Source organism: Geminicoccaceae bacterium (assembly GCA_020638465.1).
Taxonomy (GTDB): Bacteria; Pseudomonadota; Alphaproteobacteria; order Geminicoccales; family Geminicoccaceae; genus JAGREO01.
This window is the reverse complement of the sequence record JACKIM010000001.1, coordinates 52,351-76,203: the sequence shown is the minus strand read 5'-3', so window position 1 is coordinate 76,203 and position 23,853 is coordinate 52,351. Positions and strand designations below refer to the sequence as shown.

Here is a 23,853-nt window from a genome sequence, read left to right as displayed (position 1 = left end):
TGGTCATTCGGATGCAACACTTCAATTTCCGAGAATGGCGGGCAGCCTCAGCCCGTTCTCCCGTGCACAATCGACGGCGATGTCATAGCCCGCATCGGCGTGGCGCATGACACCCGTGGCCGGATCGTTCCACAATACACGCCCGATCCGCCTTGCGGCATCGTCGCTGCCGTCGCAGCAGATGACCATGCCCGAATGCTGTGAAAATCCCATGCCGACACCACCGCCGTGATGCAGCGACACCCACGTTGCGCCCGAAGCGCAGTTGAGCAGCGCGTTCAGCAACGGCCAGTCTGATACGGCATCCGAACCATCCTTCATCGCTTCCGTCTCGCGATTGGGCGATGCCACCGAGCCCGAATCGAGGTGGTCCCGGCCGATGACCACCGGTGCTGAAAGCTCGCCCGTTCGCACCATCTCGTTGAAGGCGAGGCCGAGCTTGTGGCGGACGCCGAGCCCCACCCAGCAGATGCGTGCCGGCAGGCCCTGAAAGCTGATGCGCTCGCGCGCCATGTCAAGCCAGTTGTGCAGATGCGGGTCGTCCACCAGTTCCCTGACCCTGGCATCGGTCCGGTAGATGTCCTCGGGGTCGCCGGACAGGGCACACCAGCGGAACGGTCCGATGCCGCGACAGAACAGCGGGCGGATATAGGCCGGGACAAAGCCGGGAAATGCAAAGGCATTCGCCAGTCCCTCCTCAAGGGCGACCTGGCGGATGTTGTTGCCGTAGTCCAGTGTCGGCACGCCGGCGTTCCAGAAATCGACCATGGCCGCAACATGCGTCCTCATGCTGTGGCGCGCAGCTTTTTCCACTGCCTTCGGATCGCTTTCCTGCCTTGCCCGCCATTCGGCGACGGTCCAGCCCTGGGGAAGATAGCCGTGCACCGGGTCATGTGCCGAGGTCTGGTCGGTGACGATGTCGGGCCTTACCCCGCGCTTGACGATCTCGGCGAAGATATCGGCGGCATTCGCGATCAATGCCACCGACTTGGCTTCTCCGGCCGCCGTCCAGCGTTCGATCATCGCCAGCGCATCGTCGAGGTCGTGGGTCTTCTCGTCGACATAGCGGGTCCGCAGGCGGAAATCCGCGCGGGTCTCGTCGCATTCGACCGCAAGACAGCAGGCTCCGGCCATCACCGCCGCCAGCGGCTGTGCGCCGCCCATGCCGCCCAGTCCCCCGGTCAGGATCCAGCGGCCCTTCAGATCGCCGTCATAGTGCTGACGGCCGGCTTCGACGAACGTCTCGTAGGTGCCCTGCACGATTCCCTGACTGCCGATGTAGATCCACGAGCCTGCCGTCATCTGGCCGTACATGGCGAGGCCCTTGCGGTCGAGTTCGTTGAAGTGATCCCAGTTGGCCCAGTGAGGCACGAGGTTGGAGTTGGCGATCAGGACCCGCGGAGCGTCCGTGTGCGTACGGAAGATGCCTACGGGTTTGCCCGACTGCACCAGGAGCGTTTCGTCATCGTCGAGTGTCTTCAGGCTGGCGACGATGGCGTCGAAATCCTTCCAGGTACGCGCTGCCCGGCCGATACCGCCGTAAACCACCAGTTCATGCGGGTTTTCGGCAACGTCGGGATGAAGGTTGTTCATCAGCATGCGCATCGGTGCTTCGGTCAGCCAGCTCTTCGCGGTGATCCTGTTGCCGGTTGCGGGAAAGATGTCGCGGATATTGTGTCTCGGGTCGTTCACCTCGGAACTCCACTCAACGGAATGTGGAAAGGACGGCCGGACCGGCGGCGTCGAGCAGCGAACCATCCCTGATCATTGCGGCGGCGCGCACGAGATCCGGTGCAAGGAAGCGGTCTCCGGTCAGGCCCGGGATCGACTCGCGAATGTGCCCGACGACCCGCTGCAGTGGAGCGCTGGTCCGCAGTGGTGCGCGGAACTCCACACCCTGCGCCGCACACATCATCTCCACGCCGAGAATGACGTTGAGATTGGCATTCATCGCGAAGAGACGGAAGGCGCCATGGGCTGACATGCTCACATGGTCTTCCTGATTGGCCGAGGTCGGCGTCGAATCGGTCGAACAGGGATGGGCCCTGTGCTTGTTCTCGCTCATCAGCGCTGCGGTGGTCACCTCGGCGATCATCAGCCCGGAATTGAGTCCCGGATCGGGGGTGAGGAAGGGCGGCAGGTCGAAGCTCAGTGTCGGGTCGACCATCAGCGCCACCCGCCGCTGGGCGATGGCGCCGATCTCCGACAATGCGAGCGCGATGATATCGGCGGCAAAGGACACCGGTTCGCCGTGGAAATTGCCGCCGGAAACGACCTGCCCTTGACTGACAAGCACCAGTGGATTGTCGGTCACCGCATTGGCCTCGATCTCCAGCGTGCGTCCTGCGCTGCGAAGGAGGTCGATGGCCGCACCCGTCACCTGTGGCTGGCAGCGGATGCAATAGGGATCCTGCACCCGGCTGTCGCCGTCGCGATGACTCTCGCGAATCTCGCTTCCCTCCATCAGCGCGCGCATCGCCCTGGCCACATCGATCTGGCCGGGATGGCCGCGCAGGGTATGTATCTCGTCCAGCAGCGGTGCCGTCGAGCCCATGATGGCGTCGGTGGAGAGCGCTGCAATGACCACGGATGCGTGAGCGTTGCGCCAGCCCTCGAACAGCCCGGCCAGCGCGCAGGCGGTGGAGAACTGGGTACCATTGATCAGTGCCAGCCCCTCCTTGGGGCCGAGAACCACCGGCTTGAGGCCTGCCCGGCGCAGGGCCTCGCCGCCCGCCATGGGCTGTCCCCCGAACAGGGCCTCGCCTTCGCCGATCATCACGGCTGTCATGTGAGCCAGTGGCGCGAGATCCCCCGACGCTCCGACCGAGCCCTGATGCGGAACCACGGGTATGACATCGTTCCGCAGCATGGCCTCGATCAGCGACACGGTCTCGTAAGCCACACCGGACGCGCCCCGTCCCAGCGACAGGAGCTTGAGCGTCATCATCAGCCGCACCGTTGCCGGATCGAGGGGTTCGCCGATACCGCAGCAGTGGGAGAGGATCAGGTTGCGCTGCAGGGTTTCGGTATCATGCGGTTCGATGCGCACGCTGGCGAGTTTGCCGAACCCGGTATTTACACCGTAGATTGCAGCCTCGCCGCGTGCAGTCTCGCGCACGATCGCCGCCGCCCGCTCGATTGCCGGACGCGCGCGGGGATCCAGGTTCGCCGGATGCCCGCAGCGCCATATCGATTCGAGCTGGATGAGCGTCGTTTCACCCGGCGTGAGCGTCATGGTCATGCCGCCATCTCCAGGCGTCCGCCATACATGCGGCGGTGCAGGGGATTGAATCCGATACGATAGGAGAGTTCCGCCGGATGGTCGACATCCCATATCGCCAGATCGGCGAAGCAGCCGGCTTCGATCCGGCCGCGATCCTTCTCGCCCAGTGCCTTCGCTGCGTGTCGGGTCACGCCAGCCAGAGCTTCCTGCGGTGTCATGCGGAAGAGCGTGCAGGCCATGTTCATGGCCAGCAACAGGGACGTCAGGGGCGATGAGCCCGGATTGCAGTCGGTTGCCACCGCCATGGCCACATCGTGCTCGCGAAAGGCAGCCACCGGCGGAATTCTCGTTTCGCGTAGCGTGTAGAACGCACCGGGCAACAGCACGGCCACCGTCCCGGCAGCGGCCATGGCCTTCGCATCCTCCGCATCGGCATATTCGAGATGATCGGCGCTGAGCGCACCATAACGTGCTGCGAGGCGCGTACCGCCCTGTTGTGACAGTTGCTCCGCATGCAGCTTGACGGGCAATCCCAGCCCACGTGCCGCCACGAAGAGCCGTTCGATATGCTGGGTATCGAATGCGATGTTCTCGCAAAAGCCATCCACTGCGTCCACCAGTCCCTCTTCATGGGCTGCCTCAAGTGTGGGAATGCAGACCTGGTCGATATAGGTGTCGGCGTGTCCCTTGTATTCGGCGGGTACGGCATGGGCACCAAGGAAGCTGGTGCACACCTGCACCGGACGATGTTCCGCGATCCGCCGTGCGGCGCGCAGCATTTTCAGTTCGGTGTCGCGATCGAGACCGTAGCCGGACTTGACCTCGATCAGCGTCACACCCTCGGCGATCAGGTGGTCGACCCGACGCAGGCTGCCTTCGAGCAACTCGTCTTCACTGTCCTCGCGGGTGGCGCGCACCGTGGAGACGATGCCGCCGCCAGCGCGCGATACCTCTTCATAGGTAGCGCCGTTCAGCCGCATCTCGAATTCGTCGGCACGATCGCCGCCATGGATGATGTGCGTGTGGCAATCGATGAGGGCAGGCGTTGTCAGGCGGCCTGCGAGGTCGATACGTTCATGGTGGGCATGTTCCCGCGGCAGCGCATTCAGCTGACCGGCCCAGACGATCCGTCCCGCCTCGACCACCAGCGCACCGTTCTCGACAAGGCCGTAGGGCGCTTTGCCGGACATGGTCGCGAGTCTGGTGTTGTGCAGCAGCATGATTCTCTCGACTTGATTTGATCGGAATTTTTCGCAATATGTATGGACATATTAACCCTGTCAAGAAGGGTTGATCACCAATCGTGGAGGAGGAGGTGCATGGCGGAAGTCATTCGGGCGCGGCGGGCTTTGACGGAAGGGGGATGGCGCAGCGATGTGCGCATCGCTATCGACGATGACGGCCGTATCGGTGCCATCGAGCAGGATTGCGCAGCCGGGGACGAAACCTTGTTCGGAGCGATCCTGCCGGCACCGGCCAATCTCCATTCGCATGCCTTCCAGCGTGCCATGGCCGGTCTTACCGAGCGCCGCGGACCCGATCCCCGCGACAGTTTCTGGACATGGCGCCAGCTCATGTTCCGCTTCCTCGATCGGCTGACACCGGACCATGTCGAGGCGATCACGGCTTTCGTGCAGATGGAGATGCTTGAGGCAGGCTACGCCAACAACACCGAGTTCCACTATCTTCACCACCAGCCCGGTGGCGTCGCCTATGCCGCACTTGCCGAGATGTCGGCGAGGGTCGCCGCGGCTGCCGCCGAGACCGGCATCGGGCTCACCCTTCTGCCAGTGTACTATCATCATGGTGGATGTGACGGTCGCCCGCTGACCGCCGGTCAGATCCGCTTCTTCAACGACCTCGACCGCTTCTCCGGACTGGTCGAGGGCGCCGCTGAGGCTGTGCGCCAGCTTCCGGCCGACAACCGCCTCGGCATCGCTCCGCATTCCCTGCGCGCAGTCCCTAGGGACCATCTCGCCAGTCTTGCGATCATGGAGCCCGATGCCCCCTTCCACATGCATCTGGCCGAACAGACCGCCGAGGTCGAGGAGATCGAGGCTGCATGGGGTGCTCGGCCGGTGGAATGGTTGCTGGACCATGCGGAAGTGGATGGCCGCTGGTGTCTCATTCACTGTACCCAGATGTTGCCGCCCGAGACCGAAGGTCTGGCTCGTACCGGCGCGGTCGCGGGTTTGTGCCCGATCACCGAATCGAGTCTCGGCGATGGTATCTTTGATGGTGTGCGCTGGCTCGATCACGGGGGGCGGTTCGGCATCGGCTCCGATTCCAATATCCGCATCGCACTGGCAGAGGAATTGCGCACGCTGGAATATTCCCAACGCCTGCGGGATCGTTCGCGAGCGGTCCTCGCCACCCGCGAGCGCTCCACCGGTCGAAGGTTGTTCGAGGATGCGGTGCGGGGTGCCGCACGGGCCGCCGGGCGCGGAAGGGGCGTCATCGCCGTCGGCCAGTGGGCCGACCTGCTGGCGCTCGATACCGGACATGTCGATCTCGAAGGACGTGAGGGGGACGGGCTCATCGACGCCTGGATCTTCGCCGGCGATGACCGGATGGTCAGCGATGTCTGGTCAGCCGGGCGTCATCTCGTGCACGAGGGGCGGCACATCCGTCGCGATGCGATCGTGCGACGCTATCGGGCGGTCATGCGTGAGCTCGGGAGCGCCCTTTGAGCGAGACCGCGCTGAACAACTGGCAGGCCGTACATGATGAAGTACTGCGCCGTATCCATGCGCGCATCTGGAAGCCCGGAGAGATGATTCCGGGTGAGGCCGAGCTGGCCTGCGAGTTCGGCTGTGCGCGTTCCACCGTCAATCGTGCGCTGCGGATGCTCGCGGATTCCGGTTTGCTGGATCGACGTCGCAGGGCTGGTACGCGGGTTGCACTGCATCCGGTACGCAAGGCCACTCTCGACATTTCCATCACCCGTCATGATGTCGAGGCTCGTGGCGAACGTTACGGCTACAGCCTGCTCGATCGCGAGGAGGGGCCGCCACCGCCCGATATCCGCGCGCGCCTCGATCTGCCGGCCGATACGCGGATGCTGCATGTGCGCGCGGTGCACCTCGCCAACGGCCGCCCGCACATGTTCGAGGACAGGTGGCTTCACCTCGCTGCGACGCCGGACATCCTGAAAGCCGACCTGGCGAAGATCAGTGCCAATGAATGGCTGGTGGTCAATGCGCCCTTTACCCGCGGCGACTTTACCTTCACGGCGAGCAATGCCGGTGATGAGGAAGCCCGGATACTTGGTACCAGTCCCGGACAGGCACTGTTCATCATCGAGCGTACAACGTTCGATGGCCCCTGTCCCATCACCTTCGTCCGATTGGCCTTCGCTCCCGGCTACCGGATGCATACGAGCCTGTGAGCGTTGCTAGCGGCTGCGTGCGAAGGCACAGCCGGCAGGCGGAACTGTCGACGGGGCAAAGCCCTTGAGGCCCAGCGCGGCAAGATCGCAGCTTTGCTGGCTGTCGTAGTTGAACGCGAATGTTCCGGCTGCCGTATGACGCAGGCGCAGACCCGCCGGCAGGTCGACGGTATCGATACCTGCTACCGCCGCCAGTTCGTCGATAAGTGACAGCCACAACTCGGGTGTCGGCCACCCTGCCAGATAGTGGCGACGCTCCTGACGCAGCAGCACGGGCATGTCGTCCTCGTCGCGCCACACGGCTTCAGCCGATGGCCCGACCTCGATATCCTCTCGCCAGCGATGCAGGTGGCCATGATTGCCCACCGCGATCATCGGCCCCGGATGGCGACTTTCCACTCTTGTCACCTTTATGTCCATCACCTCCGGTCCGAGATCCGGCGCCAGACCTGCGGGAATCTGGAAGGTCCGTGTCTTCGAGCCCGAACGGGGGCCGATCATGACCACGCCTTCGAAGGCAGCCAATGCCTTGCGGCTTTGTTCGCTCCAGGCAAACAGTCCCGGCACGATGACCAGCTTTCGTTTGCCCCAGTCATCGGCATCCGGTCGCAGGACATCGATGGAGAGACCCTTGGCCCGCAAGGCGCGATAGCACTCGAACACGAGTGTGAAGTAATCGAAATCACGGCCCTGCGGCTGGATTTCCCAGGCCCAGGCCGAAGTGTAGTCGAAAAGCAGCGCCACATCGGCCTCAAGGTTGCCGAGTGGACCGATTTCGTCCAGATCGCGGGCGAGACGCGTTGCCTCGGCAAGCCCCGGTGCCGGGTGCGAGTCGGGTCGCAGGAGACCGGCATGCATCTGTTCCTGTGCGAAAGGCGCCTGCCGCCAGCGGAAGTAACTCACCACTTCGGCACCGTGAGCAGCGGCCTCCATTCCCCACAGTCTTACCATCCCCGCACGAGGTGCAGGATTCCAGGGTGCCCAGTTCACCGGACCGGGCTGCAGCTCCATGACCCACCATTTCGCCGCGCAGGTCCGGTAGAGATCGTGATGGAAGGCCTGGAAGTCGGGATCGCCCTGCCGCTCGAACCGCTCCTTTTGCGTCGTGTCGCCGAACCGTTCGAGAAAGCCCAGCGGATAGGCGTCCCATGAAGCCACATCAAGGTCGGCGGAGACATCGAAGTGATCGAAGCTCAGCGTGCGACCCATGAAATTGTGGATAAGCCGTCGTCCGGGACTGAGCTCGCGCAGGATGTCCGCCTGGGCCTTGTTGAAGGCGACGACCTTGTCGGAGGCGAAGCGGCGGAAATCCATCCAGTGAGCTGGATTGGCCTCGGTGACGGTGGCTGACGGAAGGTCGATTTCTCCGAAGTGGCGGTATTCCATCGACCAGAAGACATTCCCCCACGCCTGGTTGAGGTCACCGATCGTGGTGTAGTGTTCCTGCAACCAGAGGCGAAAGCCGTCGCGTGCGGTGTCGCTGAACGACAGCACCGTCTCGTGGCAACCATATTCGTTGTCGAGCTGCCATGCGGCCACATGCCGGTTCCGCCCGAAGCGCTCGCCCAGAATGCGGGTGATGCGGCGGCACTCCTCGATATAGCCCTGATGGCTGAAATCGTAGTGGCGCCTCGAACCGAAGCGGCGGGGCTGGCCGCCGGCATCGACGGCCAGCATGTCCGGCATGCGGTCCACCAGCCATTTCGGCGGGGTAGCGGTGGGGGTGCACATGACTACCCGCAGGCCTGCCGTTCCCAGCGTCTCGATGGCCCGGTCCAGCCAGTCGAGCCGGAGCTTCCCGGGGTCCGGTTCCATTCGGGTCCAGGCGAACTCGCCGATGCGCACGTAGAGGATGCCGGATTCGCGCATGCGCGATGCGTCTTCCGCCCACAGGCTTTCGTCCCAGTGTTCGGGATAATAGCAGATGCCGAGACGAGCCGGCTCCACAGGCGAGGTGTTCACCCCATCACCTTCGTACCCAGTGCATGACCGGGGCTCGCGGACCGTTCCGATGCGCTCTTGAGTTCGTCGACGCTGCGGACCTGTCGCCGCGCGGCACCGTTCCACTCCCGCGTCGCGACCTTCGGGTTGCGCAGCCTTTCGCGGGCGGCCGGGATGGCATCGGCATATTGCGGCAGCCAGGCCGCCTGGGCTACCAGCATCTCATCCACCATCTGCCAGATTTCATCGGGTGTGCAGACGGCGCCTGTCAGCGGATCGTGAAGGACCGCCAGCTTGAGAAGGTCGACATCCCCCGTCATGGCCGCCCTGACACTCATGCGCTGGACGTTGATCGAGGCCATGCAGGTGGCGGCGCAGGCATCCGGCAAGGTGATGCCCTCGATCATGTTGATGCCGAAACGGTCGACGAATCCGGGACTCTCGATGATGCAGTCCTGCGGCAGATTGGTGATGATTCCGCCATTCCTGACATTGAAGTGTCCACGATAGCTGCGGCCCGTCTCCATCGCCTCGATGATGTGGCTGGCGTGCTCGTCGGTGCGTTCGTGGTCGGCGAGCGGCTGGCCCGCCTCTTCGAGGAAGCGGGGGAAATCCTCCTCGAACCAGTTGCGATTCTCTGTACAGTAGCGCAGGTATCCGCCGGTCTCCCCGTGGATCCAGTCGGACATGTCGATCCAGCGGCCGATCTCGTCGGCCCTTTTACGGTACCAGGGCAGGTATTCCGACAAATGGCCGTTCGATTCCGTGGAATAATAGCCAAAGCGCTTCAGCACATCGATGCGCACCTTCTCCTGGCGGGAGAATACGGGATGGCGTTCGAAGGCGGCGATCAGTTCGTCCTTGCCGATCACGCGATCCCCGTGCCGAATATCGATGTACCACGTCTGGTGATTGATACCCGAGCAGATGATGTCCAACTCGCGGTGATCGTCGATGCCCAGTGCGCGGGCCATCTGCCGCCAGCCGTTCTGCACCCCGTGGCACAAGCCGACGGTGTTGATGCCGCCATGGTCGATGCAGGCCCATGTGTTCATGGCCATGGGATTGGCATAGTTGAGCAGCCACGCGCCCGGCTCCGCCACCTCGCGGATGTCGCGGGCAAATTCGAGAAGGGCAGGAATGGTGCGCTGGCCATACATGATGCCGCCGGCACAGATGGTGTCACCCACGCACTGGTCGATGCCGTATTTCAACGGGATGCGAATGTCATCGGCAAAGGCATCCAGCCCGCCGATGCGCACGCAGTTGAGGATGTAGCGTGCTCCTTCGAGAGCGGCACGTCGGTCGGTCGTGGCGCTGACCGTCACCGGCAGATTGTTGACCTCGACGACATGCCCGATGATCTGCCGGATCATATCGAGATTGTGTGGATTGATATCGGTAAGTGCTATTTCCACTTGTGCAAATTCCGGCACCTTGAACAGATCCCGGCACAGCTTCTTGGTGAAACCGACACTGCCGGCTCCGATGATGGCAATCTTGAATGGTGTCGACATGGCTGGTCCTGTCACAGTGATTCGAGAAAGGCGCGGTGACCGAGCGTCCTGCCGGCCGCGTGCCTGTATTCCGCGATGAGCGATCTTGCCGTTGCCCGTGCGTGGGCGCTCAGCCTTGGTCTTGCGGCCATCTCCGCGCGAGCGATCTTGCGTGACAGCAGTCCGAGCCCGTCGAGCACCGGGTAGTGCAGTTGTTGCTGGATGTGCGGGAAACGGCCGGGGAATTCGGCGAAATCGGCGGCCGAAGGCATTTTCGACCGCCAGCGGTGCAGTCGCTCGCGCGTCGTCAAGCCGATGCGTTCATGGCGCATCGCCCGCCAGAACGGGGTGTCCTCGCGTTCGCTCACATAGTGCAGATTGATGAAATCGCTAAAGTCATCGACTTGCCGGGCAACCGCTGCGTTGTACGAGCGGCGGTCGGCCTCCGTCATGGCAGCGGGTGACTTGAGATGGAAGTGGGTGAAGATCATCAGCTGGACGATGGTGCCATGGATGGAGGTGGCTTCCAGCGGTTCGAGGAAACTCGAAGCGAGACCCAGCGCGAGGCAGTTGCCGATCCAGGGCGACGTGAGCCGGCCCGTCTCGAAGCGCAGGTCGGCCCGCGGTTCGATCGACCGTCCGAGTGCCGCCTCGATCTCCGCCCTGGCCTCGTCGGGACCGATGAAACTGTCGTCATAGACATAGCCGCAGCCAAGCCGGTAGCGTGTCGGTATGGTCCACATCCAGCCCGATCCCTGTGCCCATGCCAGCGTGTAGGGTGGAATCTCGTCATCCTCGCGGATTTCAAGCCAGAATGGCATCGCCCGGTTGACCGGCAGGACATCGGCAAAGGACGTCCACGTTGCGCCCATTTGCCGTTCGATCAGCACCCGCCTGAAACCCGAACAGTCGATGAAGAAGTCACCTTCGATCTCGCCGGCATTGTCGGTGATGAGGGCGGCAATGCCGTCCTCCTCCATGCGGCATCCCCGAACCTCGGCGTCGACGACGGCGATATCCCGGGCCTTGGTGCGCAGATACTGGCCGACCAGGGCCTGATCGAAGTGATAGGCATGGTGGAAGGGGCCCGCGGCAACCAGCGAACCATCGGGTTTTCGCGCATAGGGGCTTTTCTCGCGGTCGAGAAGTGCGGCGAAAAGATGGGTTTCGGCAACGGACCGCCCGGCGGCGACCTGATGAATGTCGAGCCAGGACCCGTTGGTGTCGCCCAGGACCTGATGCGGATCGTCGATGGGGCCGTCATAGGTGTGGCCGGTCGTCCGCCAGTCGCGATGACGGATGCCGAACTTGATCGTGGCACCGGTGGCCCGCAGGAATTCGGCTTCATCGAAACCGAAATGGCGCAGCATCATGCGAAAGACGGCCGTCGTCCCCTCTCCGACGCCGATGGTGGGAATGCGACTCGATTCCACCACCGTGAGGTGGATCGGCATGGCGGCACGACGGGCCGCATCGCGGATCATGAGTGCCGCCAGCCATCCGGCGGTGCCACCACCCACGATCACGAAACGGGGCGGCCGTGTCTGCATTGTTCAGGCCGCGACCGATGCGGGGCGGTCCTTGCGGACCCATGCCGGCAGCCAGTCCCCATGGGCCTCGATCAGGGCATCGACGAGTTCCCATATCCGGTCGAGATCGAGTTCGGCGGCCGTGTGCGGATCGAGCATGGCTGCATGATAGATGTGCTCGGGCTTCTCATGCAGCATAGCCTGTACGGTGAGTTCCTGGACATTGATGTTGGTGCGCATGAGGGCGACGAGCTGCGGCGGAATATCGGTCACCACGGTCGGTTGCAGCCCGTTGGCATCCACCAGCGTGGGAACTTCCACCGAACAACCTTGAGGTAGTTGGGGGATATATCCCTTGTTGGCGACATTGCCGTAGATCACAGAGGGTTCTCCGGTGACCATCGAGTTGATGATCTCGGAGGCATATTCGCGGCTGGGTTTGACCTCGACGCGTTCGGCCTCTTCGAACGCCGTGGCCTGTTTCCGCCAGCGGTCGATCTGTTCGATGCAGCGTCTGGGGTATTCGTCGAGCGGTACGCCGAAGCGTTCGATCAGGTCCTCACGACCGTTCTTGATGAAATACGGTGTATATTCGGCAAAATGCTCGGAACTCTCGGTGACGAAATACCCCAACCGGGTAAGCATCTCGTATCGCACCTTGTTGGGGCAGCGCGGATTCCAGTGGCTCGGCTTGGGGAATTTTCCGTCGCGGTAGCCCTGTACGAGTGAAGGATAGAGGTTCCTGTAGGAACCATCCTTTTGGCGATGTTCGAATTCGAGATAAAAGGCCATGTGATTGATACCCGCGGCCCTGTAGCGGATCTCCTCCACGGGAATGTCCAGATCGCGAGCGAGTTCCCAGGCCGTGCCCTGTACCGAGTGGCAGAGACCAACCTGACGAATATCGGGATAACGGGATGTTATTGCCCATGTGTTGATCGCCATGGGATTGACATACTGGAGCATGACCGCATTTGGGCACATTTCCCGCATGTCGTCGCAAATCGCCCACAAATGGGGAACAGTGCGCAACCCACGCATGATGCCGCCGACACCCAGCGTGTCGGCAATGGTCTGGCGCAGGCCGAACTTCTTCGGGATCTCGAAATCGGTCACCGTGCAGGGCTCGTAGCCGCCGATCTGGAAGGAGACGACGACAAAGTCCGCTCCATCGAGGGCGCTGCGGCGATCGGCATGGGTGGTGATGCGCGCAGGTACGTCGAGCGTGCGGGCCAGCTTGCCGACGACGATCTCCGATTCGGCAAGTCGCCTGGCATCGATGTCCATCAATGCCAGTTCGGCATGGGCGAGAGCAGGGCGCTGGAGGATGTCGCCGGCGATGTTCTTGGTGAATACCGTCGAACCGGCACCGATGAAGGCGATCTTGGGATGGGCAGGCATGGGTGAACTTCCTCAGGCCGCGATTTCGAAGGCGGCACGAACGAGTTTGCGGGTATAGTCGGTTTGCGGGTTGACCAGCACTTCGCTCACCGGTCCCTGTTCGACGATCCTGCCGAACTGCATGACCATGACCCGGTGGCACAAGGCGCGCACGACCTTCAGGTCATGGCTGATGAAGAGATAGGAAAGCCCGCGCTCGCGCTGGAGCTTGCGCAACAGCTCGATGATCTGTGCCTGAACGGAAAGATCAAGGGCCGAGGTCGGTTCGTCCAGCAGGATGAATTCGGGTTCCATGGCAATCGCGCGGGCAATGGCCAGCCGCTGGCGCTGGCCTCCCGAGAATTCATGGGGAAAGCGCGAGAGTATATCGTCGGGCATGCCCGAATCGCGCAGTGCCTGTCGAACTTTCTCAAGCCTGTCGTTGCCGTTGGTGCCGATATTGTTGACGATCAGCCCTTCCTCGATGATCTGGCGGACACTCATGCGCGGGTTGAGCGAAGAGAACGGATCCTGGAAGACGATCTGCATATGGCTGCGCAAGGGCTTCATCGCCTTGCGGTCGAAACCGTCGATCGGCTGGCCGTCGAAGACGATCCGCCCGCCATCGTTGTGGATGAGCCGCAGGAGCGCCTGGCCGAACGTGGTCTTGCCCGAGCCCGATTCACCCACGAGCCCAAGGGTCTCTGAGCGGTGCAGCCGAATGTCGAGATTGTCGACGGCCACCAGCTCGGTTGTGGCCGAACTGAAGATTCCGCCTTTCTTGAGCTGGAAAACGACCCTGACCTTTTCACCTTCGAGAATCACGCCGCTGTCCGCCTGCAAGGCGGCCGCAACCCCTTTGGGTTCGGACGAGAGAAGGCGGCGCGTGTAGGGATGTCGCGGATCGGCGAACAGTTCCCGGGTGGCATTGTGCTCGCGAACCTCGCCATGCTGCATGACGTAGACGTGATCGGCGAACTGCTCCACGACGGTAAGGTCGTGGGTGATGAGAATGACGGCCATGCCGTAGCGCTGCTTGAGCTCATGGATGAGCTGGAGGATCTGCGCCTGAACCGTGACGTCGAGTGCGGTTGTGGGTTCGTCCGCGATCAGGATTTCAGGCCGGTTGGCCAGCGCCATGGCGATCATCACCCGCTGCCGTTGTCCGCCCGAGAGCTGATGCGGATATTGCCGCAGGCGCTCTTCCGGTTGCGGGATCTGCACCTCTTCGAGCAGTTCCCTTGCCCGTTTCATGGCTTCCCTGCGGCTCAAGCGGTTATGAAGGTGCAGGACTTCGCAGATCTGCCTGCCGATGGTGTAGACCGGATTGAGCGAACTCATCGGTTCCTGGAAGATCATCGAGATCCGGTCACCGCGCAGGGCCTGCATCTGCTTCGGCGTGAATGCCGTCAGTTCCTTGCCATCGAGTCTGATGGACGTCGTCGGCGATATCACCGCCCGTTTGGAGAGCAGTTGCATGATGGTGCGCGCGGTGACCGACTTGCCGGACCCCGACTCTCCGACGATGGCGATGGTCTCGCCACGGTAGAGTTCAAAGGAAACATTCCTTACCGCCTCGACAATGCCACCGTCGACCCGGAAGCTGACCGCGACATTGCGGGCATCGAGGATGAGGTCGCCTTCGGCATTGCGGCGCATGATCGTATCGTTCATCATGGGTTCCACATCTCAGTATGGATCAATGGCGTCGCGCAGACCATCGCCAAGCGCGTTGAATGCGAAGACCGTGATCAGCACGAAGCCCACCGGAGAGAGAATCCAGGGGTAGGAACCAAGCACCGAAAACGCCGCGGCGTCCTGCAACATCAGGCCCCACGAAATCAAAGGGGGTTTCACGGCGAAGCCGAGAAAGCCGAGGAAGGATTCCAGCAGCACGATGGTCGGTATTCCCAGTGTGATGGAGACGATCACGTGGCTGAGAACGTTGGGCAGGATATGGCGCAGGACGATCCGCCGGTCGCTCGCGCCCACGGCCATGGCCGCCCGTACATAATCGATACGGGCAAGCGACATCGTCTTCGAGCGTACCTCGCGCGAGAGCTGCGCCCAGCCCAGGGCAACGATGACGATGACGACGAAGGTCAGGAAGAAGCCGGAGGAGGCCGTGACCGGGATCAGCGTGGTCAGGGTCAGGTAGAGCGGCAGTTGCGGGAATGCCAGGATGATCTCGACAAAGCGCTGGAACCAGGCATCGAACGTCCCGCCGATATAGCCCGAAGTGATGCCGACCAGTGTTCCGACAATGGTGATGAAGGTGATGGAAATCAGTGCAATCGCCAGCGAGATCTGCGAGCCGATGATACCGCGGGAGAGAATGTCCCGCCCAAGCTTGTCCGTGCCCAGCAGATGAAGGGGCGAACCGTCGGCATTGCCGATGAAGTGAATATCGCTGGGGAACATCCCCAGCATATTATAGGACCATCCCTTGACGAAGAACCGTACCGGGCGCGGATGGTCGAGATCGGGGCCGGTGATCGGCTGGTAGGTGATGGGGTCAAGCTCGTCGGTCTCGACGATGGGATAGGTGACGGGCCACAACTGCCAGCCATCTTCCTTTGAATAAAAGCTGATCTTGTCGGGTGGAGCGAACCCGAGATAGGGCTTCTTGGGGTCGAGCGGAGCGAAGAAGGGGGCGAAGATCGACACGACCAGAAGGGAACTGACGAGGAACAGGCCGACCATGCCCGGGATCGACTTGCGAAACCGTCGCCAGACGAGGGCCGCATAGCCCTGGGCCTGTTTGCCAGTCGTTGAAATGCGCCGGTCCGGGCCTTCCTCCAGGATGGGAGGTTCCTCGTCGAACAGGGACCGCATGGGTGCCTCGGTCATTTCTCGCCTCCCAGCCGGACCCTGGGATCGAGCATCGCCAGCAGCAGGTCCGCGATGATGTTGCCGATGATGAGCGTGGCGCCCAGTACCAGCAGCAATGTGGCGGTGACGTAGACATCGCCGATGCTCATCGAACCGACGATGGCGGGACCCACGGTGGCCAGTGAGAAGACGATCGCCACTTCGATCTCGCCGGTGAGCATGTAGGGCAGCACCACGCCCTGATAGGCCACCAGCGGGTGCAGCGCGTTGGGTACGGCATGGCGCATGATGACCTTGGCCTCGCTCAGACCCTTGGCCCGGGCCGTCTCGACATATTGGGCATTCAGCGTATCCAGCAGATTGCCGCGCATCACCCGCATGTTGTAGGCGAGGCCGCCGAAGGTGGCGATCATCACCACGGGCCAGATGTGCTGGATCAGGTTCCACAGCTTGGCCCAGTTGAAATCGAATGCGCCCAGGATCCAGGGCTGGCCGCCATAGCGCGAGGAAAAGAACGCCCCCAGTTCCTGTACGTTGAGCTTGAAGGCCAGCACGTAGAGGATGATCAGCGCCAGCAGGAAGCGCGGGATCGTCATGCCGAGGAACGAGACGAAGGAAAGGAGTGTATCGATCCAGCTGTACTGTCTCGTGGCGGCGAGGATGCCGAAGCCTATACCGAGCAGCGAAGCCAGAATGTGACAGGTAATGGCAAGCCCGATGGTGGGCGGCAGCCGCTCGGCAACCACATCGGCCACGGGTTTGTTGTAGAAATAGGAAAAGCCGAAGTCGCCACGGGCGATGATCCCGGAGATCCAGCTGAAATACTGGACGTAAAGCGGGTCGTTGAGCCCGTGTTCCTCGCGGTACCGGTCGGCGGCGGCCGTAGCCGCCTCGATGGTCGCATTTCCCTGGGTGATCATGTTGGTGCGGATGAAGTCACCATAATCGCCGGGTGGCGCCTGGATGATGACAAACGTGATGATGCTCATGACCAGCAGGACGGGAATGGCCTGCAGGACACGCATCAGGATGAACCTGAGCATCGCCTCAACCTGTCCGTAGCATACGTGTTGGGAGGAAGCTTCCGGCGGTACGGTATTCGGGTGCGTACCGCCGGGCCGTTCTGTCGCCGACTACTCGACCGGGCCTTCGCCGCCTGGTGCCCCGGGCAGGGTCTCGGGATGCAACTGGTAATCCTGTTGCCTGTCCGAGGCGACATACACCCGCTCGCGGATGATGTTGTCCTCTGCCCAGTTGTACATGAATATCGGCGCTCCGGGCGGTATGTTGGAAAAGCGCTTGTTGATGATGAGAGCACCCGGATACTGGGTCAGGCCGATGCCGAACAGGTTTTCCGTGTAGAGCTTCTGATAGGCCTTCATCAGCTCCTTGCGCTCATCCGGATCGTTGCTGGCAACGAACGCATTCACCTTGTCCACCATCTCCTGCTCGAACGGCAGCAGGTCCAGTTCATCGTTGGCATTGGCCAGATGCGTGGGCGTGGTGCGCGGACCGACGGGTGCAAGCTCCGGCGTGTTCTGGACGACCGTGATGAGTTCGGAACGATTGCGCCATATCTGCCAGTCGTAGCGACCGGACAGGCGTGCGGCCTCGCGGTCGTTGTTGGACAATGGCCGGGCGATGACCCGCAACCCGATCTGCTCCATCATGGCGATCACACCTTCCATCAGGCTCAGGTCGGTGGCGTAGTCGTTGGTGGCCAGCAGCGTGACCTCGACATTGTAACCGTTCGCCGTGCCTTGAGGAAAGTTGACGAAGCCATCGCCATCGGTGTCGACCAGCCCCGCCTTTTCGAGATGCATCTTCGCGGTCTCGATGGAGTAGGGATAGTAGACCGTCGACGCCTGGTCGTAGAACGACGTGCCGCCGTAGATGCCGCCCGGGTATATTGCCGTGAACGGTCCCTTGACCAGCGACTGGCCGAGACGCTCGCGGTCGAGTCCGTAGCTCACGGCCATGCGGAAATCGAGGTTGCGATTGAGGTCGCGCACGGCCTGTTCGCGTTCATCCGGCTCGCCCGTGCCGTTGCCGGCCAGATTGGGGAAGAGCGTATATCCGATGATGCGCGGGCCAAATCCGAGCCGGGCGGGAGCATCGGGCTGCGCCGAGCGCTTGAGCGCCTCGACGAAGCTTTCGGGTTGTTCCAGGTTGGAGAAATCGCCGGTACCGGCCACGGCCTGAACATCCCGATCGGCCCATGTCGACAGGCGGTAATGGATCTCGTCGAGATAGGGAAGCTGATGCCCTTCCTCATCGACCTTCCAGTAATAGGGATTCCGTCTGAGGACGATGATATCGTCGGGGCGGTATTCCACCGGAACCCATGCTCCCATTACCGGAAAGTTCATGTATTCAGGAGGAAATGCATTGCGATATTGTTCATAAGTATTGTCAGAATAGCGCGGATGTTGCGGCTTGAGGAGATGTGACGGGCCGGGACAGAAATTGCCGTAGGCCATGTCGAACAGCACTTCCTTGGGGAAGGCGCGGGCGAAGTGCCATTTTATCGTATATTCGTCGACTTTCTCCAGCGTGGTGCCTTCACCGAAAGTGCCGGGTGTCGCTCCGTTGAGCGGTGTAATCTCAGGATCGAGAACATTGTCGTCCCAGTAGAACATCACATCGTCGGCATCGAACGGATCGCCATCCGACCACTTCGCGTTTTCGATGAGGTGCATGGTCAGGCTCTTGCCGTCCTCGCTCCAGTCCCAGCCCCTGGCGAGATTGGGCAAAGGCTCCAGATCGTCCGCCTCGACCTGGAACAGCGGGCCCGTGCGCGTGAGGCACTCCGACATGCCGATGTCGATGCCGCCCCATCCCTGGCTCTGGCCGGCGATATAGTTCCAGCCTTCGGGCCGCCCGCCAATGACATGACGCATGACGTCGCCATATTCGCCGACACCGTCGGGCATGTTGCCGGTCCTGTAGACCATCGGTTCCCTGGGCAGGCGTTCTGCCACGGGCGGCAGCTTGCCCGTCTTGACGAACTTCTCGGTTACCCAGTCCGGTTCGCTGTAGGAATCCAGCGCCTGATATCCGAGGATGTCCGATCGCTTGACGAAATCCACTTTTCCCTGCGCCGAGAATTTCGGTGGATCCGGCGCAATTGTCGGCTCGACCATCTCTGCCCGCAAGGCGGATGCCGAAACGCTCGCCAGAAGTGCAGCGGTAATGGCACCTGTCCAGGTCTTGCGCATCATACCTCCCTTTATTGGTGTGATTTGCGATGCACCGGCCACGAAATCCACCGGACGACCACATTGTTGCCGATCCGGTAAAATGTCGCCCCTTCCTGCACGAAACCACTGATCTACAGATTGCGCCATAACGATCTTGGCAGCAATGCGGGATTGGGACTAATCTTTCCGGGTTTTCAAGATATGATGGAGGAAGGTCTCCGCATGAGTGGTCCGTTGACGAGCACCGTGCGGCACGACCGCCGCTTCTACGCTGCCAATCGTGCCTTCGGTCGGTTCGGAATGCGAATCTTTGCCCCGGTCACCATGGATGGGCCGCATTGGCATGGTCATATCGAAGGCAACCTCTCCACGACATCCGATCTGGTCTATCAGTTCGATGGAGAGAAAATTCGCGTACCTGCCGGCCAACCGGTTTTCTTCTGGGCCGGCATCCCCCATCAGCTCGCGGCCATAGAGGCTGCGGATGATCGCGATGGCCCGGTACCGGAACTCTGCAATCTCTACCTGCCTCTCGACTCGTTCCTGATCATGCCACACATCGCCCGTCTCCAGGTGGCGTTGCTGTCGGGCGGCATCGTTGCGGCTCCCGCAGATCTCTGTAATCGTCAGCATGTCGAGCGATGGTACCGCGACTATCGCAGCCGCGATGTCGAGCGCAGCGAAATCGTCAAGATGGAGCTCAACGCCCTGTTCCGTCGTCTCTCAATCCAGCCATTCACCTTTGTACGGCAGCCATGGGAGAATGGTGACGCAGAGGGCGACCTCGCCTCGACCCACGTCCGGCACGTTGTGGCCATGATCCGCTTCGTGCTCGAAAATCTTGGCGAAAACATGACCAGTGCGGACGTCACCCGGAGTACCGGTCTTCATGCCAATTATGCCCAGGCCCTCTTTACCCGCACCATGAGGCTTCCACTGAAGAAATTCATCATCCGCATGCGTCTCCTGCGCGCTCGCGCGATGCTGCTCGAAAGCAATGTCGCGATCACGACGATCGCGACCCAGTGCGGCTTCAATTCAATGACGCAGTTCTACAGGCATTTCACCATGGCGTATGGAACCCCGCCCAACCGCTTGCGTCAAAGTTACAGAAACTCCGATACACTTTCAGGCATCAATGAACAGGAATGGAGGGCATAGTCCCTCGAACCCGTGTCAATGGTCCGATGTATGGAGAATCTGGTCGGCGATACCGGTCTCGTATTCGATACCTTCTCGTGTCACCACCGGCAGCCCGTTTCCCGACGGACGGACAAGCCCCCTCTTTTCAAGGACGGTGTAGACCGCCGCATTGAACAGGCCGCTGGTGTCCCGCGTCGCGACGACGGCATCCCCCACATGGAAATGATTGCCATGCGCTGATGGCAGGCCCTTGAGCGTGACATCGCCATTCTCGTCGGCCGGGTGGGACCAGCCCTCAAATCTTGTCAGATATTGCAGGATGGTCAGGGTCTTCAGTTGCAACGCATTGAGCTTCTTGGGATTGGCGCGTGGAGCCATGCTATCGGACTTTCGTGGGGTCGGCTGCCGGCCGGGAGGGCAGGCAACAGGTTTGATCATCGGTGCGGGGTGACCTGCCGGCGGGCAGTGATGGCATTTCGGAACGTCTACCCGTCGAGTTCCAATTTCACCTTGAGCAGGTCACCCACCATCTTCGGGTTGGCCTTGCCCTGGCTTTGCTTCATCACCTGTCCGATCAGCCAGCCGATGGCCTTGGGATTTTTCTGCAGGGCTGTCACCTGTTCCGGATGGGCGGCAATGACCGCATCGACAATGGGTTCGATCGAACCGGCATCGGAGACCTGCCGCAAACCCCTAGCCTCGACGATGGCCAATGGCTCACGGTCATCGTCAAACATTGACGCAAAGATGTCCTTGGCGATCTTCCCCGAAATCGTGCCATCGCCGATGAGGTCGAGAAGCCTGCCCAGCCGGTCGGCCGAAACGGGGCTCTGCTCGATGGACAGGCCCATGCGGCCCAGCGCGCCATAAAGATCGTTGATGACCCAGTTGGCGGCCTGCTTGGCATCGCGTCCCGCGGACAGCACCTCGAAATATTCGGCGGTGGCCCGTTCCCCGGTCAGCACGTCGGCGTCGTAGGCCGACAGGCCATGGTCACGGACGAAGCGTTCCTTTTTCTGGTCCGGCAGCTCCGGCAGGGAAGCCTTCAGCCGCTTGACGAGATCGTCCCCGAGCACGATGGGCAGGAGGTCCGGGTCGGGAAAGTAGCGGTAGTCGTGGGCCTCTTCCTTGCCACGCATCGACCGGGTTTCGCCCTTGTCGGAATCATAGAGGCGGGTTTCCTGCACGACATGGCCGCCACCTTCGATCAGCTCGACCTGACGGCGTGCCTCATGTTCGATCGCACGGGCAACGAAACGCATGGAATTGAGATTCTTGATTTCGCAACGTGTGCCCAGCTCATCGGACCCGGCGCGGCGAACGGAAACATTGGCATCGCATCGCAGATTGCCCTTTTCCATGTCGCCATCGCATGTGCCCAGATAGCGCAGGATCGACCGCAGCTTGCGCATGTAGGCTGCTGCCTCTTCGGGCGAGCGGATGTCAGGCTCGCTCACGATTTCCATCAGGGCCACGCCGCAGCGGTTGAGGTCGATCAATGTTTCGTTGGGCAAGCGGTCGTGTATCGACTTGCCGGCATCGGCTTCCAGGTGCAACCGGGTGATGCGAATGGGGCGATTGCTGCCATCCTCCATGTCGATTGTCAGTACACCCTCTCCGACAATGGGTGCCTGGTACTGGCTGATCTGGTAGCCAAGCGGCAGATCCGGATAGAAATAGTTCTTGCGCTCGAAGATCGACAGGTTGTTGATCTTTGCATTCAGGCCGAGCCCGGTCATCACAGCCATTTCAACGGCCCGCTCGTTGACCACCGGCAACATGCCCGGCATGCCCGCGTCGAGCATGGCCACATGGGAGTTGGGGGCGCCACCGAACGCTGTGGAGGCGCCGGAAAAGAGCTTGGATTCCGTGGCCACCTGGGCATGGACCTCAAGCCCGCAAACGATCTCCCAGCTGCCGGTGGCACCTTCGATGCGATAGCTCATGGGGTCATTCTCCAAGTCCATAAGGTCGGACATCGAAGCTGGCTGCCCGTTCGAGGGCAGCGCCGACATCGAGCACGGTCTGCTCGTCGAACGGCCGGCCTATCACCTGCAATCCGAGCGGCAGTCCTTCGCCATCCAGCCCCGCCGGCACCGAGATCGCCGGCAGTCCGGCCAGGGAAGAGGGGACCGTGAACACGTCATTGAGGTACATGGCCACGGGGTCGTCCATCATTTCGCCTGCCCGGAAGGGTGCCGAGGGAGCTGTCGGTGTCAGGATGGCATCGACGGTCTCGAAGGCCTTGCTGAAATCCTCGACGATTCTTCGCCGGACCTTCTGCGCCTTGACATAGTAGGCATCGTAATATCCTGCCGACAGGACATAGGTGCCGATCAGGATGCGCCGCTTGACCTCGGTGCCGAAGCCCTGCGCCCGGCTGCGCATGTAGGTGTCTGTCAGGTCCTCTCCCTCGACCCGCAGGCCAAAGCGCATTCCGTCATAGCGTGCGAGATTCGAAGACGCTTCCGCCGGAGCGATGATGTAATAGGTGGGGAGGGCATATTTCGTATGCGGCAGGCCGATCTCGACGATTTCCGCCCCCGCGTCCCGAAGCTGCTCACTGCCCCGCTGCCACAGTCTCTCGATGTCGGCAGGCAGGCCGTCGACGCGATATTCTCTGGGGATGCCGATCCGGCGCCCGCGGACATCGCCTTTCAGGGTTGCCGGCCAGTCGGGGACGGGAAGGTTTGCGGAGGTCATGTCGTTCGCATCGAAACCCGCCATGGCCTGCAGCATCAGGGCTGCATCCGCCACCGTGCGCGTCATCGGCCCGGCCTGGTCGAGCGAACTGGCGAAGGCGATGATACCCCAGCGAGAGCAGCGGCCATAGGTGGGCTTCAATCCGACGATGCCGGTGAATGACGCAGGTTGGCGAATGGATCCGCCTGTATCGGTTCCCGTAGCTGCAAGGGCGATCCGCGCTGCCACCGCTGCCGCCGATCCGCCCGAACTGCCACCCGGTACCAGATCGGCATTGTCGCCCTTGCGGGTCCACGGATTCTTCACTCTGCCATGATGGGATGTCATGTTGGACGAGCCCATGGCGAACTCATCGAGATTGGTCTTGCCGAGGCAAACCGCCCCGGCCTTCCAGAGATTGGCTGTTACACGGCTCTCGTAGGTCGGCACGAAGCCATCGAGGATATGCGAGGCTGCCGTCGATACGATGCCACTCGTGCAGAAAAGATCCTTGATCGCAACCGGCAGGCCCTCCATCAACCCGGCCTCGTTGGCGGCGATCCGAACATCGCTGGCCCTGGCCATTTCCAGCGCCCTGTCCGGCGTTTCAAGAATGAACGCATTGAGGTCCCGGGCACCGGCCACGGCATCCACGTGTGCTTGCGTCAGTTCCACGGAGCTGATCTCGCGACGGGCCAGTTTCGACCGTGCTTCGGTCATCGACAGTTCGAGAAGTTCCTTCATCACTCGATTACCTTCGGCACCACGAAACAGTCGTCATGGACGGCGGGCGCGTTGGCCACCACATCACCGGCCCTGTCGCCGTCGTTCACGACGTCCGCCCGCCATTCGCGATGGAGTTCCATCACCGACCGCAACGGCTCGACATCGTCAGTGTCCACCTCGCCGAGCTGTTCGATCCAGTTGAATATCTGCGACAGTTCGGCTGCGAGCGAAGGCTCGTCCTCCCTGGGTACGGAAATGCGTGCAAGTCGCGCAATCCGCGAGACGGTGGCCTGGTCGAGTGACATGAGGAGGA

General features: G+C 61.9%; 17 protein-coding genes and 1 pseudogene. 3 read left to right on the top strand and 15 right to left on the bottom strand.

The window, feature by feature from the left end; translation table 11 throughout:
- Nucleotides 1–21 precede the first annotated feature (21 nt).
- From H6851_00320 to H6851_00310, 3 genes are read right to left on the bottom strand one after another with little or no spacing between them, the layout of a single operon-like run.
- The gene (locus H6851_00320; protein ID MCB9942053.1) at nt 22–1,692 is read right to left on the bottom strand and encodes a urocanate hydratase; all 1,671 of its coding nucleotides are present in this window, start codon (nt 1,690–1,692) and stop codon (nt 22–24) included.
- Between the two features lie 13 nt (nt 1,693–1,705).
- The gene (gene hutH / locus H6851_00315; GenBank protein MCB9942052.1) at nt 1,706–3,241 is read right to left on the bottom strand and encodes a histidine ammonia-lyase; all 1,536 of its coding nucleotides are present in this window, start codon (nt 3,239–3,241) and stop codon (nt 1,706–1,708) included.
- Nucleotides 3,238–4,443 carry an imidazolonepropionase gene (locus H6851_00310; GenBank protein ID MCB9942051.1) on the bottom strand — a complete coding sequence of 402 codons (1,206 nt, stop codon included), beginning with the start codon at nt 4,441–4,443 and terminating at the stop codon, nt 3,238–3,240. The genes hutH and H6851_00310 overlap by 4 nt, the downstream gene beginning before the upstream one ends.
- 99 nt (nt 4,444–4,542) lie before the next feature.
- On the opposite strand from H6851_00310, the gene H6851_00305 reads away from it, so the two are divergent.
- A complete protein-coding gene (locus H6851_00305) occupies nt 4,543–5,913 on the top strand; it encodes a formimidoylglutamate deiminase (GenBank protein MCB9942050.1) in 1,371 nt (456 codons plus the stop codon).
- Nucleotides 5,910–6,611, top strand: coding sequence for a UTRA domain-containing protein (locus tag H6851_00300; protein MCB9942049.1), 702 nt, complete (start codon nt 5,910–5,912; stop codon nt 6,609–6,611). Before H6851_00305 ends, H6851_00300 begins: the two co-directional genes overlap by 4 nt.
- A 6-nt stretch (nt 6,612–6,617) precedes the next feature.
- On the opposite strand, the pseudogene H6851_00295 reads toward H6851_00300, so the two are convergent.
- From H6851_00295 to H6851_00260, 8 genes and pseudogenes are all read right to left on the bottom strand, one after another.
- A pseudogene (locus tag H6851_00295) lies at nt 6,618–8,543 on the bottom strand (beta-galactosidase).
- Between the two features lie 26 nt (nt 8,544–8,569).
- Nucleotides 8,570–10,069 carry an alpha-glucosidase/alpha-galactosidase gene (locus tag H6851_00290; GenBank protein ID MCB9942048.1) on the bottom strand — a complete coding sequence of 500 codons (1,500 nt, stop codon included), beginning with the start codon at nt 10,067–10,069 and terminating at the stop codon, nt 8,570–8,572.
- A gap of 11 nt (nt 10,070–10,080) precedes the next feature.
- Complete coding sequence (locus H6851_00285; protein ID MCB9942047.1) at nt 10,081–11,598, bottom strand: tryptophan 7-halogenase; 1,518 nt, start codon at nt 11,596–11,598, stop codon at nt 10,081–10,083.
- Between the two features lie 3 nt (nt 11,599–11,601).
- A complete protein-coding gene (locus tag H6851_00280) occupies nt 11,602–12,978 on the bottom strand; it encodes an alpha-glucosidase/alpha-galactosidase (GenBank protein ID MCB9942046.1) in 1,377 nt (458 codons plus the stop codon).
- A 12-nt stretch (nt 12,979–12,990) separates the two neighbouring features.
- Complete coding sequence (locus tag H6851_00275; GenBank protein ID MCB9942045.1) at nt 12,991–14,634, bottom strand: ABC transporter ATP-binding protein; 1,644 nt, start codon at nt 14,632–14,634, stop codon at nt 12,991–12,993.
- A gap of 12 nt (nt 14,635–14,646) precedes the next feature.
- Entirely contained in the window at nt 14,647–15,792 is a 1,146-nt protein-coding gene (locus H6851_00270) for an ABC transporter permease (protein MCB9942044.1), read from the bottom strand.
- 11 nt (nt 15,793–15,803) lie between these two features.
- Complete coding sequence (locus tag H6851_00265; protein MCB9942043.1) at nt 15,804–16,832, bottom strand: ABC transporter permease; 1,029 nt, start codon at nt 16,830–16,832, stop codon at nt 15,804–15,806.
- Nucleotides 16,833–16,922: 90 nt separating this feature from the next.
- Complete coding sequence (locus tag H6851_00260; GenBank protein ID MCB9942042.1) at nt 16,923–19,007, bottom strand: ABC transporter substrate-binding protein; 2,085 nt, start codon at nt 19,005–19,007, stop codon at nt 16,923–16,925.
- A gap of 204 nt (nt 19,008–19,211) precedes the next feature.
- On the opposite strand from H6851_00260, the gene H6851_00255 reads away from it, so the two are divergent.
- Nucleotides 19,212–20,150, top strand: coding sequence for a helix-turn-helix domain-containing protein (locus tag H6851_00255; protein MCB9942041.1), 939 nt, complete (start codon nt 19,212–19,214; stop codon nt 20,148–20,150).
- A gap of 15 nt (nt 20,151–20,165) precedes the next feature.
- On the opposite strand, the gene H6851_00250 is transcribed toward H6851_00255, so the two are convergent.
- From H6851_00250 to gatC, 4 genes are all read right to left on the bottom strand, one after another.
- Nucleotides 20,166–20,510 (bottom strand): hypothetical protein, encoded by a 345-nt coding sequence (locus H6851_00250; GenBank protein ID MCB9942040.1) that lies wholly within the window; start codon nt 20,508–20,510, stop codon nt 20,166–20,168.
- 107 nt (nt 20,511–20,617) lie between these two features.
- Nucleotides 20,618–22,099 carry an Asp-tRNA(Asn)/Glu-tRNA(Gln) amidotransferase subunit GatB gene (gatB, locus tag H6851_00245; GenBank protein ID MCB9942039.1) on the bottom strand — a complete coding sequence of 494 codons (1,482 nt, stop codon included), beginning with the start codon at nt 22,097–22,099 and terminating at the stop codon, nt 20,618–20,620.
- Nucleotides 22,083–23,558 (bottom strand): Asp-tRNA(Asn)/Glu-tRNA(Gln) amidotransferase subunit GatA, encoded by a 1,476-nt coding sequence (gatA, locus tag H6851_00240; GenBank protein ID MCB9942038.1) that lies wholly within the window; start codon nt 23,556–23,558, stop codon nt 22,083–22,085. Before gatA ends, gatB begins: the two co-directional genes overlap by 17 nt.
- Nucleotides 23,558–23,845 (bottom strand): Asp-tRNA(Asn)/Glu-tRNA(Gln) amidotransferase subunit GatC, encoded by a 288-nt coding sequence (gene gatC / locus H6851_00235; GenBank protein ID MCB9942037.1) that lies wholly within the window; start codon nt 23,843–23,845, stop codon nt 23,558–23,560. Before gatC ends, gatA begins: the two co-directional genes overlap by 1 nt.
- Nucleotides 23,846–23,853: the final 8 nt, after the last annotated feature.